Below are 14,915 nucleotides of genomic sequence, written 5' to 3'. Positions count from 1 at the left end.
GGATTGCGGAAGTTGCCTAGGTTGCTTACTGACCTGACCAGTCAACTGTGCATCACTACAGGGGGAATCAACGTGAGAGAAGCAATGATGCGGCGCGTACTGATTCCGGCCACGGCCTTCGTCGTCGCGGCGGGATTGGCTACTGCGGCCCACGCAGTGGAGGCTCCGCTCGACGTAGCGCCCGAAGCCGTCACGTCTGAACAAGTCGCCACTCAGGGTTCAGCTGTCAGCGTGGTGGAAGGTCCTTCCAAGTCGGCCGTCGAGACTGCCACCGATCGCTCCCTTTCCGCTCTGCCGGAGGTGAGTGCCGACGGAGATATTGGGACCATGCGCTGCGACAACCCGGTCAAGACCTGGTATCAGGTGAGCAGCAAGAAGAGCTATCACATTCCGTCCTGGTGGAACGGCACCAGCTTCAAGGACGGTCCGGGCGGATCGATGAGGGTCACCGTCGAGAAGGCGGGCAAGATCGGGGTCGAGGTCAGTGGCACCGCAGGGGCCAGTGCGACCATCATTCTTGCCGAGGTCAAGGCGGAGTTCGAAGTCAAGGTGGTTGCGGAAGTGGGGGTTACCGTGGGCCACACATACACGCGTGAAATACCCCCGCGGAAGTATGGTCACCTGCAGTATGGTTCTTGGGGCTACAAGGTGAATTGGGCAAAGTACAAGACCAGTTCAGACCGTTGCGGCAAAGTGAAGATCGGCTCAGGTGCTGCGAAGCTCCCCACCAAGGAGATCGGTTGGCGATACTGGACGACGAATTCATGAGGCGGCAACCGCGCCCCTTGCGGCGTAGCATCGTTCTCTGTTGTGTTTCCGTATTCTCCATTGCTCTTGCCGCCGGGTGCACAAACGAACCCGGCGGACCAACAGGGCCTAGCGCGTCGGAGAGCAGTCCAGGGCAACAAGGCGCGGACCCCTCCGAAGCGTCCGCCCGTGCTGAGAAGAAGCTTGGTAAGCAGGTCGAGGAAGTTCTCGACACAGCGGAGGTCAGTGACGGTGATCCGACGTTTGTCGAGGCGGGTCTTGAACGTGTCAGCGACGGATTTCACACCGAGCCGGAATTGATACGAGGGCGCTCGTACAAATTGGCGGTCGCCTGTGCCGGAAAGGGCAAGATCTCCCTGTCTGTAGTCCTGAACGACAGGGTCCGCCAGACCGTGCAGTGCGACGGCGTCCCACTTCGCCTGCGCATCACAGCTTCAGCGGCCAAGGCCAGGATCGTCACCGAGGGGATCCCAGGGGTCACGGGAATGGTTGCATGGCGCCTGGACAAGGCCGACAGGTAGGTCACGGGCTCACCCGAACGCAGCACAGCACTGTGCCCCGCACCCAAAACGTGGATGCGGGGCACAGGCTTGTTGGGGTGCGCCCACCGGCAAGGTCAGCGTCCACCTCCAACCGGCACCAGGCGCCGGTGTCGCGCAGCATGAGTCGCACCAGCTTCAGTGCGGTATCGAGGGGTACCTGTGCTCCGTCGTGGAAGACGGCCGGACCGTTCTGGATGGCGACGGGTGCGGGGGAGGGGACCTGCGGTTCGCGTACGGCCAGGTGATGGATGCCGGTGTCGGCGGCGCACACCGCGATCGCTTGAAGGCAGGCAGTCTCGATCCGGCCGTGGTCGTCGCGGCCGACGGGGCCGTACTTGGTGACGTCGGTAGACGTAGGGCAGCGCGCCCCCATCTTCGGATACGGGTCCGGGGGCGACCCCCAAGAGACGTGACCCGCGCGCGATCGCGGCTAGCCCTCCAGCAGGCCATCCGTTCAAGGGGAGTCAGTCATGTCTCCATCTCCGCGCGCCGTGGTCACGGCCGCTCTCCACGCGCATGGGCTCGCCTCCTACACCTGGCCCGCCGCCCAGATTGCGTCCGAACTCGTAGCGGTCAACGCAACGCTCACTCCGCAAAAGGACCTCTACCTCTCCCTCCGCCACCGCGACGACGCTCTACGCCTGCTCGTCTGGGATCAGCACCCGGACCACGCCGGTCCCGGTTCGCCGAGCTCTGCGCGCAGCGGCGTAGGCGGGCGCTGTGGCTACTGACCGCTGTCGTCGACGACTGGGGTGGTGAGTGGGGCGTATGCAGGGCGCTGGCCCCGCACCGGGGGCACAAGTCCTGGGTAGTCATGCCTCGTTGACGTCTGGGCGGACGTCACGAAGACCAAAAAGGGGCCGGGGAGGGGGCGTTGCGACCTCGTCGATGCGTGGCACGGGCGGGATTCGGGTCCATGTTTGGGTCCTGGGGCCTATGGCACGCGCGTCCGCGCTCCGTACGGTTGACCGCCGGGGTGGGGCGCCGCGCGCCACCATGAACGGCCGTTTCCGTTCCGGGGGTTGAGGTCAATATGTCCGTCTCTGGCGGTCTCCCATGGTCCGGAGTGTCATCGCAGGTCGATGACGCTTCCCGCCGCCCCATGCCGCAGCCGCTCATGGTGGCCCGCTGGCTGGTGTACGTGCTGTTCGGGGCGACCGTGCTCGGCGGCGTCGGTCTGTTCCTCACCGCCGCCTCGCTGGACGCGGTGAACGGCACGCTGCTGGGACTCCTCGCGTACGCGGCAGCGCCAGGGACGGTCGGCTGGATACTGGCGCGGCGCGCCTGGACCGGTGGGGTCCGCGTGTGGTGGGGCCTCATCGCCGTGCAGGCGTGGCTGATCCTCGGCGGCCTGTCCAACATCCGTGACGGTTCGGTCCAGGGCTTCACTCAGCTCTTTCTGCCTGTCGTGATTCTCGTGTTCCTGTGCCGGGGGGAGAGCCGGCAGTGGTTCCGGCTCGCGGGGGCGCGGCGGACCGGGCGTCCCCCCTTCTCGCTGCCCCACATGATCAAGTGGCGGCGGGACCGCGGGCAGTCGGCGGTGGAGTACGTGGGGCTGGTCACTCTCGTCGCGGGGATTGTGCTGGCGATCATCCTGACGGGGGCCGGCGGTCAGATCGCCGACGGCTTCAGGTCGGCCATCTGCTCGGTCACCGGCACGGCCTGCCCCACCGGCGGGGCCACCGGTGACCAGACGGTCGAGGCGGGCGGCGGGACAGAGGGCCAGACCGGCCCGACTACGGATGGCTCCATCTCGACCGGCGGTTCGACTGGTGGCGTCACCGGTGGCGACGCGGGGGGTGGTTCCAGCAGCGGTGGCACCGGCAGTGGTGGCACCGGCAGTGGTGGCACCGGCACCGGGGGAGAGACGGGAGGCACGACCGGCGAGGGAACCGGTGGCAGCGCCGGCGGTGAGACGGGTGGCTCCACAGGCGAGGCCACAGGTGGCGAAACCGGCGGCGGCGAAACCGGCGGTGGAGACAGCGCCGGTGCCACCGGCGGGACGGACGGCGCCGACGAGTCCGACGAGGCCGGCGATCCCACCGACCCCTACGAGCCGATCGTCGCCGATGGGGACGATTCGGCCGGCGACAAGAACACGGACGGCGAGAAGAAGGAGGAGTGCTCCGGCTTCCTCGGGTGCACCCTCGATCAGCTCGGGCAGGTCGGCGAGGGCCTGTTCGTCGACGGCATCGTGGGCGATGTCACCGACCTGTGGGACACCGTCGTCCACCCCATCGACACCGTCACCGGCATCGGCGACTACGGGAAGTCGCTCGGCGACCAGTGGAGCGCGGACTCCAAGGACGCCGGTGACAAGTGGGCCGACGGTGACTACTTCGACGCACTGACCGACTGGGGCGGCGCCTCGGTCAACACGGGCACCAAGGTCCTGGACGACATGTTCGTCGGCGAGGAGGTCCGCGAAACCTGGAACCGGGGCGAGGAGACCCAGGCCGCCACCAACGTCATCTGGAATGTCGGTTCGCTCTTCATCCCCGGCTACAACGCGGCCAAGGTCGCCGGAAAGGCCAGCAAACTCGGCAAGCTGGGCAAGCTCGCCCAAGCCATCGCCGAGGTGTCCGACAAGGCCAAGGACGCCGCGGGCCGGGCCCGCAAGGCGGCTGGGCTCGGTGACGCCCAGGGAGCCCGTAAGGCGGCCGACGAGGCGCAGGAGCACGCCGACGACTCGGTCGAGAAGGCGGAGGAGCACGGCAGTTGCAGCATCGCGCTGGGCGCCGCCACCCTCGTACCGTACGAGGGTGAAGGAGCCGCCCGTAAGCCCCGCGCGCCCGGCGGCGTGCCCGGCTCCGGCACGGGAATCCTGGCCGCAGGACAGGCCGGGTCCCCCCTGATCGTCCTCGCGGAAGGCACCGGCAGGTGCGAGGGCGAGGAGGCGGACAACGCCCGCGACGCCCAGAAGGAAGCGGGCGACGCCGACCGGGCCGCTGACGGAGTCGAACTCTCCGAGGCGGCCGAGCGGGCCAAGCAGACCATCCGGGACGCCAGTGACAAGCAGAAGACGCCCAAGTCCGAGCGTTTCAGCCTCAACGAGGGCGCAGTCGACAAGCTGGTAGCGAAGGCCAAGGACAAGCCCGACCCGAGCCGAGGCGAATTCGGCAAGGACGAACTCGCCTCCGCGCTGGACGATCTCACCGACACGCTCAACGACAAGCGCATCGACACCCAGAGCCGCGGCTCCCTGGGCGGCACCGTCCTCAAGGCCAACGACCGCCACCAGCTGGCCGAAGCCATGGCGGAGGCCCGGGCGGCCAAGCGCGCCGCCGACCTCGACGCGGCCGAGGGCACGAAGGTGTTCGCGAGTGTCGGTGCGCAGAAGGGCCGCAAGTCGGTGGACTTCGGCGACGGCAAGCCGGTCGATGTCAGCGCCATCGACGACGTCGACGTCGCGTACAAGGGCAAGGACGGCAAGGTGCACGTCGTGGAGGTCAAGAACACCGCCAACGCGACCACGCAGGCATCCCTCCCCGCTCAGGCCAAGCGGCTCGCGGACTGGGCCCAGGAGGGCGGAGCGACACCGCCGCGAGCGGCCCGCTACGAGATCGAGACCTCGAAGGACTGGGACAAGATCTTCAACGGTTTCCAGAAGGACAAGAAGACCGGTACATCCCCGCCGGGCACCCCGGCTCAGACCATCGCGGACAACGGCCTCGGCGTCCGGATCGCCGGTCAGGACGTCACCCCCAAGCAGCTGAAGGACCTGGACGCCGCGTGGAACTCCAAGACCGACGCCGAGAAGCAGGCCGCTCGTGACTCCGGCAAGATGAAGGATCCCAAGAGCGCGATGGAATACCTGGGAGTCTCGTGATGACCACGGAAAACGCCGGGAAGGAGCCTTTGCTTCCCGAGGCCGTACGCGACCTGCCGTACTCCTGGGACCTCGGCTTCGTCTGGCCGCCGGAGACATCGGAGAGCCGAGAGAACATCGCCTACGCGCGAGCCGTGCTCGAAGCGTGCCTGCCTCCGGCTCCCCTCACCACGCCCGAACCGCCCCCCGAAGTGACTCTGAAGTTCCTGGGCCCGGACGCGTCCTGGCCCGAATGGACGGAGACCAGGCGCGTGTTGCGGGAGTACATGCCGTACGCCCGCTGTGTGACGCGGGAACGCATGGCCGAGGCCGAGGCGGAGTGCGCGCGCAGAGGCTTCGACACGACGGACTTCACCGACCGGTGGACCGTCCGTATCTCTGCCTGGATCGCCGAACAGGTCCTGTACTGGTGCGGGCTCATGGTCGATGACACCGCGGCGATCACTCCGTGGGCGATGGAGCTCGCCGAACGGTACGCGCAGCGCGGCATGGCCGCCGAGCAGGCCGTGTGGGCACTCCGCCACACGGCCGAGGTCCCGCAGAGCCGTGAGGCCCTGGCCCGGCTGGCCGCGGACGAGACGCTGCCTCCCGAAATCCGTGAACTGGCCGCCCAGCAGGTCGCCTGAACCGAGACGATGCGCTGCGGCTGATCTCGGTGGGGCGAGAGGATCTTGCCGGCGCGTTTCGCCGCCGCGCACGCGGCATGGGCGGAACCGGTGGACGCGAGCGCCGGGGCGCCTGCAATGCAGGCGCCCCGGCACCGGTCAGCGGCGGATCTGGTAGGCGCGGGTCACCGTCTGGTCGACGGAGTTGCCGTCGGCATCGGTGGCCTGGACGCGCAGCGACACGAAGCCCGCGTTCGCGGGGTTACCGATCGTGCCGTTGAGGTCGCCGTCGAGGCGGATCTGCCGCCAGTTGGCACCGTCGTCGTACGAGGCCCACAGCTTCGCCCCGGTGAGCTTCAGGCCGTTCAGGCCCTTGGGGTAGCGCACGCCCAGTCCGATGTGGGTGGTGGAGCGTGGCCGGGCGCTGTTGGCCTGGTCGACGTCGAGTCGGTAGTCGACCGAAAGGACGGGGAGCAGGGTCATTCCTTCCTTCCGCTCGGAGTGGAAGCGCCAGTCGGTGCTCACCTTGGTGGAGGTCGTCCAGCCGGGGGCGTCCCGCTGCACGTCGGTGACCACCCGGTACTCGGCGCGCTGTGCCGCCATCGGGAAGGCGACGGGCGCCGAGCGGGCAGTGCCGAGGAGCGAGCCGTCCCGGTAGACGGTGGACAGCGCCTTGTCGGTGCCGGATTCGGCGGAGAAGTACTGGTCCGCCGCGGTGTCGAGCAGACCGGCCGACGAGATGACACCGACATCGCCCAGCCGGACGGCCGAGTTGGGCTGTGCGTCCGGCAGCGCGGTGCGGACCACGGCCTTGTTCCAGTCGCGGTGCACGCGCTGTCCGGCCTTGAGTACCGAGGCGCTCGTCATCTTCCAGGAGCCGTCCGCCGTCCACACGGGGCCGGCCTTCACCGCTTCCCAGGTGGGCACGTCCGCGGAGACGTACTCGGTCCGGGAGCGCGGCAGGACCATGCGCTCGAAGCCGAAGTACGCCGTCGGCTGCATCGGCGAGCGCGTCAGCCGGGCGTATCCGCCTTCGGTGTCCGGCGTCGCGGCGTGGAACGAGGAGTCGACGGTGGCCAGTTCCTTGTCACGTACCCGGTAGCGCTGGTCGGCGGGGATGCCGCCCTTGCGGTACTTCAGCAGCTCGTAGGAGTACGGGCTCACCGCCGTACCGGAGATCCTGATCCTGGCGTTCTCCAGGGCGGCCAGCTCCTCACCCTGGGTGCCGGAGAGGGTCATCGCCGGGATCTTGGTGGCCCTCGGGCTCCAGTTGCCCGCGAGCCAGTTCTCGGGGATGTCGTTGTAGATGAGGATGGCGTGCGCTCCGGCGCTCGCGGCGTCGTCGATCTGCTCCCCCACCGTGCGCTCGGCGCTCCGCTTCACCAGGGCGAGCTTGCCCCGGACGTCCTCGCCGGCCTTCGCCACGCGCAGTACGCGGGTGCCGTCGATACGTGTGGAGCCCGTCCAGCCTTCGAGGTAGGCCGCGTCCAGGGTGCGGTTGCCGTGCCCGACGAGCCGGGCGTCGAGTGCGGGTGCACCGAGCGACCAGCCGGCGCGCGATTCGAAGCGCTCGTTCGCGGTCTGCGACGGGACGGAGTACACGGCCGTCTCGGGGTCCAGCCACATCTCGCGGTCGTGGATGAGGTCGCCGTCCACGGCCTGGAAGTTCAGACCGACGCGGGTGCGGTTGGTCTCCGTCGGCCGGGAGGTGGTCATGGTGACCGGGCCGGCCTTGGCGCCGTCCAGGGTGAACGTCCGATCGGAGTCGATCACCGTGCCCGGCTGGGCGGCGTAGGTGTACTCCTCCAGCCGGCTCCAGTCGGAGTTGTAGTGGAAGATCTCCGAGATGAAGGCGTGCTCGCCGCGCGGTACGCGCACCACGACGGTCCCGTCCGCTGCGACCGGGTACGTCTCGGGCAGTCCGTAGCGGCCCAGCTGCCAGGCGGTGACCGCGGCGATGCCGTTCGTCGGCTTGCCGTCGCGGTCGGGCACCTTCAGCGTGACGTCGAAGCGCTGTACGTCCCGGCCGAAGCCGACCGCCGTCACCGCCGCCGTCCGCCCGTCGGCGGAGACCGCGGTGACGTGCGCGCCGTGGGATCCGGTCGTCACGCCGACGGTGTCGAGGGTGAGGGCGACCTCGGCGGTGCCGTGCGCCGGTACGGTCACCGAGTCGGCTCCCAGGCTGAGCACTCCGGCCGGCAGTTCCTCGCCCGCGTTCTCGACCTTCAGGGCGAGGGTGACCGGCTGGTCGCCGTCGTTGACGTACTCGATCTTCTTCTCGACCGGGGCGGTGGCGTCCCAATCCCGCAGTCCGAAGTCGGCCGTGCCGCCGGCCGATACGGGCTGCCGGAGTGCGCGTGCCACGTCCACGCGGCCACCGCCCTGGGCGTAGACGGAGGTGTCGGCGGTGGTCTTGGCCGTACTGATCAGCTGGCTCTTCAACCGGGCCGGCGTCCAGTCGGGGTGGCGCTGCGCGAGGATCGCGGCGGCGCCGGCCACGTGCGGCGTCGCCATGGAGGTGCCGCTCGCGGTGGTGTACGAGCCGTCCACCGGGGTGCCCATCGTCGTGCCTGCGGCGCGGGCGGCGGCGATCCGCGAGCCCGGCGCGGTGATCTCCGGCTTGAGCCCGCCGTCACCGCCTCGTGGGCCCCGGCTGGAGAAGTCGGTGACCGCGTCGGTGGAGTCCACGGCGCCGACGGTCAGGGCCGCGTCGGCGGCTCCGGGTGAGCCGACGGTAGTCGCTGCGGGGCCGCTGTTGCCCGCCGCGATGGTGAACAGCACGCCGGTCTGCGCCGTCAGTTCGTTGACCGCCATCGACATGGGGTCGGTGCCGTCGGCGCCTTCCGCGCCGCCCAGGCTCATGGAGATGACCTTCGCCCCCGAGTGCGCGGCCCAGTCCATCCCTTCGATGATCGAGGATTCCGAGCCGCTGCCGCCGTCGTCGAGCACCTTGCCCACGACCAGTTCGGCGCCCGGTGCCACGCCCCGGTACTTCCCGTCGGATGCGGCTCCGCTTCCCAGGATGGTGGAGGCGACGTGGGTGCCGTGGCCGTGGCCGTCGCGCGCCGTTTCGCCGGGGACGAAGCTGCGGCTTTCCGCGATGCGGTCGGCGAGGTCGGGGTGGGTGGCGTCGACACCGGTGTCCAGTACCGCGACCTTGACGCCGCTGCCGTCGAAGCCGTCCTTCCACGCTTCCGGGGCGCCGATCTGCGGGACGCTCCTGTCGAGGAGAGCCTTGACCTGCCCGTCCAGCCAGAGGCGCTGGACGCCGCCCGACAGGCGGGCCCTGGGGGTACCGGCGCGGGCGCTGTCGTCGTCGACGGCCTCCCAGAACGCGGCGCCCTTGCGCTTGTCGGCGCTGACGGCGGCTCCGCGTACGCCGGGGAGTTTCCGTGTGAGGCGGGCTCCGCCGGGTGCGGTGTCCTTGGCGCCGGACGCGTAGCGCACGATCATCGGGGTCGACGTGTGGTGGGCATCGTCGTATCCCTGGGCGATGAGCTGGGTGACGTTGAACAGCCGGCCGTCCACCTGGCCGTTGTGCACCAGCGCTTCGACGTCGCGCGGGATCACGTACACATCGGTGCCGACGGTGTACGTCCGCAGCTCGGCCGCGGCGCGGTGGTACGGGGTGACGTTGACGGCGAGGGTCTTGCCCGCCCTCGTGGCCACCGTCACCTGGTCTCCGGTGACGAGCGTGACCTTGGCGGTGCGGACTTCCGCTCGGGAAGGGGTGGTTACCGCGTCCTCCCCGGTCTTCGGTGCGGGGGCGGCACCGTACACGAGGCCGCCGCCGGCCACGGTGGTGGCCATGGTGGTCGCCAAGGTGAAGCTGAGCAGTGCGGCTCTTCGCTTGAATCGCATGCTGAACGCTCTCCTTCCGCCGGCAGGGAGGGTTCCGCAACCGGCGGGTCAAGCCTCGGCAGGAAGGGGCACCGACGCTACGGCCGCGCCTGACGAAGAAGCGACATGTCCGCTCGCCGCCACTTTGCGCGTATCGAAGCCGGATGGGCGTCGTGCGTGATATCGCGTACCTCGTCCCGGTGTGCGGGTGTGGTTGGATCACGCTGTGTCCGGTGGGTGGTACATCGGTTGGGGTGGGTGGGGGTGTCGTGAGAGGCGGACACATGCTGGAGGCCGCGGGAATCGGGGCGGGGGAGGAGCGGGTGTACCGCTTCCTCGTAGGGGTGCGTGAGGCTGATGCCGCAGTGATCGCGGAGCAGCTGGGGCTCGAAGCGGCGCAGGCCCACCGGGTGTTGGCCTCGCTCCACGACAAGGGTCTGGTGGGGCGGGTGGCCGCTTCGCCGGCGGGGGGCGCGGTGCGCTATGTGCCGGTGGCGCCCGATGCGGCGCTGCGTCCGCTGCTGCTGCGTGGGCATGAGGCGCTGGAGTCGGCGCGGCGGGGGGTGGAGCAGCTCACCGAGGAGTACCGGGCCGGGGGGCGGCGGCATGATGCGGGGCAGCTCGTCGAGGTGATCACCGGGGCGAGTGTGATCCGGCAGCGGCTGCGTCATGTGGCATACGGGGCCCGTGAGATGCGGTGGTTCTGCAAGGCCGGCCATGTGGCCATGCCGGCGGCGGAGAACGACGAGGAGTGGGAACTGCTCGCCCGTGGGGTGCGGTACGAGGCGATCTACGAGCGCGCGCTGCTTGAGGAGCCCGGCATGGTCGACAACGTTGCCCGGAGCATCCGTGCGGGTGAGCAGGCGCGGGCTACCGGGACGCTGCCGGTGCGGTTGATGATCGCGGACGGTTCGATCGCCATCTGCCCACTGATGCCCGGCGGTCCGGGTGATTCGCTGGGTGAGCCGACGGCCGCGGTGGTGCGCAGCAGCAGTCTGCTCGACGCGCTGATCGCGCTGTTCGAGAGCCAGTGGGCGGCGGCGTCGCCGCTGCACGTCACGGACTCCGGTGAGCTGGCCGACTTCGGCGGCAGTCCGCGGCCGGGTGCGAACGTCGCCGACGACGAGCGGTATCTGCTGTCGCTGGTCGTCGCAGGGGTCGCGGACAAGGCGATCGCCTCGCAGCTAGGGGTCAGCCAGCGCACGGTGCAGCGCCGGATCCAGGTGCTGATGCAGCGCGCCGGCGCCGCGACGCGGACGCAGTTGGTGTGGCAGGCGGCGCGACGGGGGTGGCTGTCTTGAGAGGGGTGGCTGTCATCAGAGGGGGGCTGTCATGAGATACGAGCCGCTGTTTCCCGTTCCGCCGCGAACCTCGGTGAGTCCGTCAGGTCGGCTGACCTGACGGACTCACCGGGCCGGCGGCATGGGGGTGCCGCTCAGTTCGTGGCGTACGCGCGGCGCACGTCCTGTGTCACCTCGTTGCCCCGGTCGTCCCAGGCGCGTACGCGCAGGGACACGTAGCCGTTGGTCCGGGAGTCGGCCGGGCGGCGGGCCCGTACGTCGTAACTCCCGTCGCCCTCGGGGGTGGTCCTCGCCGGGCTCCATTGGGCGCCGTCGTCGTAGGAGACGGAGACCTCCATACCCGCCACCTTCGGGCCGGTGAGGCCGTCCTGGTGGCGTGCCTTCACCCCGAATTCGAGGGTGCGGGCGCGTCCCGGTGCGGTGCCGGTGAGGTCGGTGGGGATGTCGTAGTCGAGTTGCAGGAGGGGCAGCAGCGGGGTCTCGCCCGCGGGTGGGCGTGGGGCCGTGAACGACCAGCTGGTGCGGGTGGCGGTCGACAGCGACCACTCGGGGGTGGTGCGCTTGACGTTCAGGTCCAGGCGGTAGCGGCCGTCCGTGCCGGCTGCCGGGAAGTCCTTCCAGGCTGCGGGCGCTTCGGCGAGGAGTTTCCCGTCGCGGTAGAGGGCGGCTCGCACTTCGTCGGCGGGGGTGTCGTCCAAGTCGCCGCCGTCGGGCCTGCTGTAGTGGCCTGCGGTGGCGTCGGCGAACTCCGGTATGCGCACGATCAGCTCGTCCTCCTTGCGGTAGGAGGCCATGCCCTTGACGCCGCGGGGGATGGCGGGGCGTACGACGGGGGCGAACCAGCTCTCCGTCAGCCGCTCGCCGGGCCGGTAGGTCCGCGTCGGCTGGATCATGCCGGTGGTCAGGGGGCTGCTGTCGTCCCAGGTGAGGCGGTGGTGCACGCGGTGGAGCCAGAGGGTGTCGCCGGAGCTCACGTACTCGGTGCGGGTCAGCGGGGTGGCCACGTGGCGCCGGTACTGGTTGATCGCGGAGTTCATCCAGGGGCGCCAGCCGAAGCGCTGCTCCGTGGCATACGGGACGCCGCCCGTGTGGTGGTATCGCGAGGTGATCGTGGCGGTGTTGGCGGCCGTCACCCGGTGCACCACCCGCTCGGGCACCCGCTGGCGGGAAACCTGCATCACGTCGTACAGGTAGGGGCTGTCGGGGATACCGTGCAGCTCCAGTGCGGTGGTCCCGGAGCGCAGTTGCTCGCGCAGCCGCTCCCCGATGTCGTGGCGGGTCAGGACGGCGGGGAGGGGCAGGCGTTCGCCCCGGGGGTTCCAGTGCGTCCAGGCGACGCCGCCCTCCCCTTCGGTCAGGACGACGGTGGCCGCTCCGGCGGCCGAGGCCGCGGCGGCCTGCTCCTCGTAGCGGGCCTCCGTGGCGTCCACGAGTACCGCGGCGCCGGCCGGGTCCACGCCGCGTCTGCGCAGTGCCGCGTAGTCCTCCGGGCGGCCGGTGCCCGCGTCGAGAAGGCGCATGCTGCGGCGGCCGTCCACCGTGGGTGAGTTGTGCAGCAGGCCACCTTCGAGGTCGATCGCGCGGCCTGCCCGCAGCGCGCGGGCGGTCAGCTGCGGGGCGGTCAGCTGCCAGCGGGAGTTGAACTCGAAGACGCCGTCGGTGACTTTCTTCGTCGGGGTGACGTACAGGCGGCGGGCGTCGGCGCTGAAGTCCATGTGGCCGTTGGAGATGCTGCGTCCGCCGACGGCGCGGTGGGTGTAGAAGCTGACGACGGCTTCCTGGACGGCCGGCTTGGGAGTCTCGATCCGGACCTGGACGGCCTTGCGGGCGTCGAGGACCACATGCGTGTCGCGGTCGACCGTCAGTTCGGGGTCGACGACGACGCTCTCCACGCTGCCGTTCTTGACGCGGTCGGAGATCACGCCGTGCAGGAAGTAGGAGCCCTCGGGCACCGTCACGGAGAGGGTCTCCCCCGGCCGCAGGGCGGTGACGACGTCGTCGCGGTAGTGGGGGCCGACGAGCACCAGCGGGGTGACCCAGGCGGGGCGGCCGGCGCGGTCGACGGCGGTCACGGTGAGCTTGTGTTTGGGGGCTCCCTTCGCCGCCGCCAGCACGGTGTGCGCGACGGCCTTCCCGTCGCCGCTCGTCGCGGTGAGGCTGCCGCCGTAGCGGCCGGCGGGCAGGGACTTCGCGTCGAGGGTGACGGCGATGTGGGCCTGGCCGTTGGCGGGGACGGTGACCGTCGCGCCGTCGGGCAGGCGCACCGCGCCTGCGGGTGCCGGGTGGCCGGTGGCGTCGCGCAGCTCGGCAGTGAGGTTCAGGGTGAGCGGGGTGGGGCCGGTGTTGGTGTAGGTGAGCTGTGCGCTCTGCGGGCCGGAGTCGGGGGTGAGTTCGCCGAAGCCGACGGTGCCGGTGGCGTGTACGGGCTGCTTCACCGCCCGTGCCAGGTCCACCCGGCCGCCGCCCTGCTCATAGACGGTGTAGTCCGGGGAGGAGCGGGAGGTGCTGATCAGGGCGTCCTTCAACTGCCGTGCCTGCCAGTCGGGATGCTGCGCGGCCAGGATCGCCGCGGCGCCCGCGACGTGGGGGGCCGCCATCGACGTACCGGAGGAGGCGGTGTACGCGTCGTCGACCGGCTCGCCCATCGAGGTGCCCGCCGCGCGGGCAGCGACGATACCGACGCCGGGGGCGGTGATGTCGGGCTTCTGCGCCTCGTCGGTGCGCGGGCCGCGGCTGGAGAAGTCGGCGAGGTGCTCCTCGCCGTCCACCGCTCCCACGGTCAGTGCCTCGTCCGCGGCGCCGGGGGTGCCCACGGTGTACTCGCCGGGGCCGCTGTTGCCGGCCGAGGCGACGAAGAGCGTGCCAGTGGTCTCGGTCAGCTCGTCGAGGGCGAGGCTGAGCGGGTCCGTACCGTCGCCGGCAGTGTCGCTGCCCAGGCTCATGTTGACGACGTCGGCGCCCGAGGAGGCGGCCCATTCCATGCCGTCGAGTACGGAGGAGAGGGAGCCGATGCCGTTGTCGTCGAGGACCTTGCCGACCAGCAGCTTCGCGCCGGGCGCGACGCCCTTGAGGGAGCCCTGGGAGGCGGCGCCGGTGCCGGCGATGGTGGAGGCGACGTGGGTGCCGTGGCCGAAGGCGTCCTGGGTGGTGGGGCTGTCGGTGAAGTTGCGGGTCCCGGCGATCCGGTCGGCGAGGTCGGGGTGGGCGTCGTCGACGCCGGTGTCCAGGACGGCGACGGTGACACCCGTCCCGTCGTATCCCGCGCTCCAGGCCTCCGGGGCACCGATCTGCGGGACGCTCTTGTCGAGGGAGGTGCGGACCCTCGCGTCGAGCCAGAGGCGGTCGATACCGGCGCCGAGCTGCGGGGTCTGCGGAGTCTTCGAGGTCTGCGGAGCCTTCGAGGTCCTAGGGTCTTCGGTGCCGACGGCTTCCCAGAAGCGGTGGGCCTGTCGCTTCTCGGCCTTCAGCGCGCGGCCCCGCAGGCTGTCGAGCGTGCGTACCGCCTCGGAACCGACGGGCTCCTCGGCGGAGTTGAGCCGGACGCCCGAGCGGTAGCGGGCGATCAGCGGAATGCTCTTGGTGTGGGCGTCGTCGTAGCCCTGCTCCACCAGGCCGGTGATGTTGAACAGCTGGCGGTCGAGTGCGCCGGTGGCCAGATACGGCAGTGCCTCGCCGGGGAGTAGGTAGAGGTCGCCGTCGATCTCCACCTGCTCGTAGCTGCCCCCCGCGCCTTGCCCGCCCGGCTCGACGGAAACGGCCTGGCGGCCGTCGGGGAAGCGCTCCAGGTGCACCTGGTCTCCGGTCACGAGGGTGACGGTGGAGGTCCGGGAGGCGGGGGCCGCCGGGCGGGCGGTGGCGGCGGCCGCGTGGGAGGCGGGGGCCAGGACAGGGGCCAGGGTGGCGATGAGGGCACCTGCCGCTATGAGCGCGGCGGGGCGGAGCCGTGGGTGCATCGGGGGCCTCTTCGAGAAGGTGCGGGCGTGGAGCGCGCGGTTCGGATCAAGACTCCGGCTTCCGAGGCCCGTGTGTC

The 14,915-nt window shown here is 70.4% G+C and carries 9 protein-coding genes; 6 read left to right on the top strand and 3 right to left on the bottom strand.

Going from position 1 to position 14,915, the window contains the following annotated elements:
• The first annotated feature begins 72 nt into the window (after positions 1-72).
• Both ACFT7S_RS23170 and ACFT7S_RS23165 read left to right on the top strand, forming a co-directional pair.
• Entirely contained in the window at positions 73-768 is a 696-nt protein-coding gene (locus tag ACFT7S_RS23170) for a hypothetical protein (protein WP_382734853.1), read from the top strand.
• Positions 741-1,289 carry a hypothetical protein gene (locus ACFT7S_RS23165; RefSeq protein WP_382734851.1) on the top strand — a complete coding sequence of 183 codons (549 nt, stop codon included), beginning with the start codon at positions 741-743 and terminating at the stop codon, positions 1,287-1,289. The genes ACFT7S_RS23170 and ACFT7S_RS23165 overlap by 28 nt, the downstream gene beginning before the upstream one ends.
• Before the next feature lies 1 nt (position 1,290).
• On the opposite strand, the gene ACFT7S_RS23160 is transcribed toward ACFT7S_RS23165, so the two are convergent.
• Positions 1,291-1,683, bottom strand: a complete 393-nt coding sequence (locus ACFT7S_RS23160) for a hypothetical protein (protein ID WP_382734849.1) — start codon at positions 1,681-1,683, stop codon at positions 1,291-1,293.
• Positions 1,684-1,780: 97 nt separating this feature from the next.
• On the opposite strand from ACFT7S_RS23160, the gene ACFT7S_RS23155 reads away from it, so the two are divergent.
• The 3 genes from ACFT7S_RS23155 to ACFT7S_RS23145 all read left to right on the top strand — a co-directional run bounded on the left by ACFT7S_RS23155 (position 1,781) and on the right by ACFT7S_RS23145 (position 5,765).
• On the top strand, positions 1,781-2,041 hold the full coding sequence (locus ACFT7S_RS23155; RefSeq protein WP_382734847.1) for a hypothetical protein: 261 nt from the start codon (positions 1,781-1,783) through the stop codon (positions 2,039-2,041).
• A gap of 371 nt (positions 2,042-2,412) precedes the next feature.
• On the top strand, positions 2,413-5,139 hold the full coding sequence (locus ACFT7S_RS23150; RefSeq protein ID WP_382734845.1) for a hypothetical protein: 2,727 nt from the start codon (positions 2,413-2,415) through the stop codon (positions 5,137-5,139).
• Positions 5,139-5,765, top strand: coding sequence for a hypothetical protein (locus tag ACFT7S_RS23145; RefSeq protein ID WP_382734843.1), 627 nt, complete (start codon positions 5,139-5,141; stop codon positions 5,763-5,765). Before ACFT7S_RS23150 ends, ACFT7S_RS23145 begins: the two co-directional genes overlap by 1 nt.
• A 138-nt stretch (positions 5,766-5,903) precedes the next feature.
• On the opposite strand, the gene ACFT7S_RS23140 is transcribed toward ACFT7S_RS23145, so the two are convergent.
• Complete coding sequence (locus tag ACFT7S_RS23140; protein WP_382734841.1) at positions 5,904-9,605, bottom strand: S8 family serine peptidase; 3,702 nt, start codon at positions 9,603-9,605, stop codon at positions 5,904-5,906.
• A gap of 263 nt (positions 9,606-9,868) precedes the next feature.
• On the opposite strand from ACFT7S_RS23140, the gene ACFT7S_RS23135 reads away from it, so the two are divergent.
• Positions 9,869-10,885: a helix-turn-helix domain-containing protein gene (locus ACFT7S_RS23135; protein WP_382735029.1), complete on the top strand. Its 1,017-nt coding sequence runs from the start codon at positions 9,869-9,871 to the stop codon at positions 10,883-10,885.
• Between the two features lie 134 nt (positions 10,886-11,019).
• On the opposite strand, the gene ACFT7S_RS23130 is transcribed toward ACFT7S_RS23135, so the two are convergent.
• On the bottom strand, positions 11,020-14,838 hold the full coding sequence (locus ACFT7S_RS23130; RefSeq protein WP_382734839.1) for a S8 family serine peptidase: 3,819 nt from the start codon (positions 14,836-14,838) through the stop codon (positions 11,020-11,022).
• Positions 14,839-14,915 lie beyond the last annotated feature (77 nt).

The organism is Streptomyces sp. NPDC057136 (assembly GCF_042670885.1).
Lineage (GTDB): Bacteria > Actinomycetota > Actinomycetes > Streptomycetales > Streptomycetaceae > Streptomyces.
Note: the sequence above shows the minus strand (reverse complement) of the source record. Positions and strands in the feature narration are given on the sequence as shown.

Bases quoted from the DNA above. Each gene is read 5' to 3' on its own strand.
- ACFT7S_RS23130 (WP_382734839.1), bottom strand. From the start codon at position 14,838: ATGCACCCACGGCTCCGCCCCGCCGCGCTCATAGCGGCAGGTGCCCTC.
- ACFT7S_RS23140 (WP_382734841.1), bottom strand. From the start codon at position 9,605: ATGCGATTCAAGCGAAGAGCCGCACTGCTCAGCTTCACCTTGGCGACC.
- ACFT7S_RS23150 (WP_382734845.1), top strand. From the start codon at position 2,413: ATGCCGCAGCCGCTCATGGTGGCCCGCTGGCTGGTGTACGTGCTGTTC.
- ACFT7S_RS23155 (WP_382734847.1), top strand. From the start codon at position 1,781: ATGTCTCCATCTCCGCGCGCCGTGGTCACGGCCGCTCTCCACGCGCAT.
- ACFT7S_RS23135 (WP_382735029.1), top strand. From the start codon at position 9,869: ATGCTGGAGGCCGCGGGAATCGGGGCGGGGGAGGAGCGGGTGTACCGC.
- ACFT7S_RS23160 (WP_382734849.1), bottom strand. From the start codon at position 1,683: ATGGGGGCGCGCTGCCCTACGTCTACCGACGTCACCAAGTACGGCCCC.
- ACFT7S_RS23145 (WP_382734843.1), top strand. From the start codon at position 5,139: ATGACCACGGAAAACGCCGGGAAGGAGCCTTTGCTTCCCGAGGCCGTA.